The organism is Sulfuricurvum sp., from assembly GCF_028681615.1.
GTDB lineage: Bacteria > Campylobacterota > Campylobacteria > Campylobacterales > Sulfurimonadaceae > Sulfuricurvum.
The window spans coordinates 1-2,841 of sequence record NZ_JAQUHV010000037.1 but is presented as its reverse complement, the minus strand read 5'-3'; the positions used below and the strand labels follow the sequence as shown (position 1 = coordinate 2,841).

Annotated in this window: 3 protein-coding genes; all 3 read right to left on the bottom strand. The window is 35.6% G+C overall.

Annotation, left to right across the window (positions count from 1 at the left end; translation table 11 throughout):
• Window positions 1–506 (bottom strand): hypothetical protein (locus PHE37_RS13845; protein ID WP_300008851.1); only part of this gene is annotated, 506 nt, incomplete at its 3' end.
• Between the two features lie 103 nt (window positions 507–609).
• Window positions 610–1,269: a hypothetical protein gene (locus tag PHE37_RS13840; RefSeq protein ID WP_299997925.1), complete on the bottom strand. Its 660-nt coding sequence runs from the start codon at window positions 1,267–1,269 to the stop codon at window positions 610–612.
• Window positions 1,270–1,474: 205 nt separating this feature from the next.
• Window positions 1,475–2,683, bottom strand: coding sequence for an OprD family outer membrane porin (locus PHE37_RS13835; protein ID WP_300008849.1), 1,209 nt, complete (start codon window positions 2,681–2,683; stop codon window positions 1,475–1,477).
• Between the last annotated feature and the right edge of the window lie 158 nt (window positions 2,684–2,841).

The window sequence follows — 2,841 nt, the reverse complement described above, 5'->3', positions numbered from 1 at the left end:
ACTAATGTTGCCAAACTTCTTCCATCAAATGGAGCTATTGCCGCAATCATGTTGTCAATCTTATTAATTGGGCTTTTAAAAACTTGACTAATAGCTGGTTTAAAACCATTAGCCAGCATCGTTTGATACGGCATATTTGCTTCTTCATCTTTGGGCGATAGGTTCCAGTTTCTATCAGTATGAATCAGTGTTTTCCCTTTATAATACACCATAGAGGCATCTATCTTCGCAGCATCATTGACAAGATACAGATAGCTACGCACCGTTTCAGGGGATTGGTCTTTAAGCTTTTGTACTTGTTTACTCAAAGCAATAGCTGTACGTTGCTTATCGCCCAACCACTCATCAATGCTTTTTGTCAAAATAGCAGATTTATCTTTTAACTTATCATAAATTTCTATGGTTGCCGTTTCTCGCATCATTGAATGATTGATGCCAAGAAATAGAATAAACCCTATAAACATTCCACCCATGATGGAGAGCGTAATCTTTTGTTGTACCTTCATAAGATTATTCCTAGCATCATTGATGATGATCTTTTATTTCTATATAAATATCTTACTTTCAAGTATAGAGAAAGGCTTTTTAACACTTTTTTCCTTTCAATGATTATTGATTCCAAAACTCCGATGATGGTCTTGTTCTCGTCATAGCATTTATCCAGTTAATTAAGGATTCAAGTTCTTCTGATGCTTGGTGCTTCTCAATTTTTCCCGTTTTCAATGAAAGCCACAAGTATTCAAATATACCTCTAATATTTTCAGGGTAAATTATACTATTGCTCGTAAAAATATGCTCAATACTCTCCTCCCCCGTCCACATAACATCATTGTTTCCTACAAAAGTGCATGTAACTTTTTTACCATTATGACTATTGAATATGGTTAACATAGTTTCTTCAAAGGAAAATTCATAGATATCATTATGTCCCAGTTTAGCACTAAAAAGCTCAAGACTTAGTGTCATTAAACTTTCTTTGGTATACCTTTTATAAAATAATGAATCGGTATCTTCATCATAACTTTCAGTAACCTGAATAGTATTCTCAAGCGCCTTAATATCCTTATAAAGCTCATTCGTCTGAAATATATACGTGACAGCTTCATCTTCTGTCTCAAAAAACTTTTCATCAACGATGGGTTTGAAGCCATACGCAACACCATATCCATTAACCATTGTCGGATTTTTATCAGGATGGGCATACTCAATATTTTCTCTTATCTCTTGTTTAAGATCACCAATAGTTAAAACTCTAATTTCTTCCATCATGTACCCTTCTTTAGAGATAAGGCCTAAATAAAGTGGACTATCTTATCTATCATTTTACAATACACTTTTCTCGTTTTATTGTTATCACCAAACTCAGTACCTTATTGACATATAAACAATCAAAGAGCTTTACATGTTATCGTGCAAAGCTCTTTTCATCATTGAGAAAGCATAATGGTACTACTTTCTGTAGTAATCATAGTGATTAAAACTTATAGCTTCCTCTAAACCACAACTCTTTTCTATCTGCAACCTTATTGGTATCATGACTTTCATCTTCATAAGCAATAGTAGCCCCTAGCCCTTTTAGTGCTTTATCAAATGTTATACCAGCATAAACACTCGTGATATCCGCTGTATCTGCACTCACTGTATAATCTATATTCATATAACGAGCACCTACAAGAAGCCCAATCTCTTTAATAAGATAGTTGGCATCAATAGCATATTGTTTTGACTCTGCGTACTGTCCTGACAAAACAACTGAGGAAGTATAAATAAGTGGTATCGTACCAGAACCAGCTGTTCCCCACCACGCGTCACCATCTTTGATTTGTGCATAGGCAATGTAGGTATTAAAATTAGCGATTCCCAGGCCTACTTTGACACCATAAAAATATGCATCATTGGCACTGCTGTTATCATAGTTAACATTGCCATACTGAATGGCTGCATTATAGGTAAATGCTGCTGCTTTACCATCATATTTAGCATCAGCATACATCATATCAAAAGTGTTATCCAATTGTCCAAAAGATGCTGTTAACGTCGTATTTGTAAGAGATTTATTCACAACAGCAAGAGCATAGGCATAATCAACATTATTTCCAAGTCTTTGAAAATCCGCAATATTTCCTTCACCATCTGTCCACCCTTGAAATCTATTCACATAAGCGGCCATAAGAGTCGTGTTTGGAATTTCGTTACTGATTATGGTAGCACCTTGAAAAGATTCAACAGTTAAACGGGATGGAGCACTTCCAATAAGTGGCATATCAATATACTGTCGACCAACTTTAATCGTTGTTTTACTTGCGGTGTAAGAAAGATACGCTTGAGAAAGAACAGCACCTGAACCCCACATATCTTGAAGACCACGCCCTGGTGTTGTACCATAAGCTTCTTTTCCTTCTGTATCAACCCACGGTGCATTAGAAGTTTGAACACCTAATCCCACTTTAAAATTATAAAAAGCCGCTGTTTCATAATCCAATTTTATACCAAAATTGATAATATCTCCATCGAGTTTATGGGCATCATCATATACGCCATTATATGCAACGCGGTTATAGTAATACGCTTTAAGTTCACCATTTAAAGTACCATTCTTAAAAGCGTCCGATAAAGAATCCTCAGCAACCAAAATTGTTCCCATTGCCATTATTGTGGCAAGTGAAAGTTGTAGCAATTTCATTTTTTCTTCTCCAATGATAGTATTTTTGACATGTAAGCCCTCCGAGGAAGGCACAGAGCTCATAACTCTATTTCTACTTGAATTAATGGTTTTAGGATTGCCGCTGAGAAATGCATTACTGCAATCATAGTCGGATTGCTAATTCTATTAACTAAGGG

Excerpts from the sequence above, each read along its gene's own strand:
- PHE37_RS13840 (WP_299997925.1), bottom strand. The coding sequence starts at position 1,269 with ATGATGGAAGAAATTAGAGTTTTAACTATTGGTGATCTTAAACAAGAG.
- PHE37_RS13835 (WP_300008849.1), bottom strand. The coding sequence starts at position 2,683 with ATGAAATTGCTACAACTTTCACTTGCCACAATAATGGCAATGGGAACA.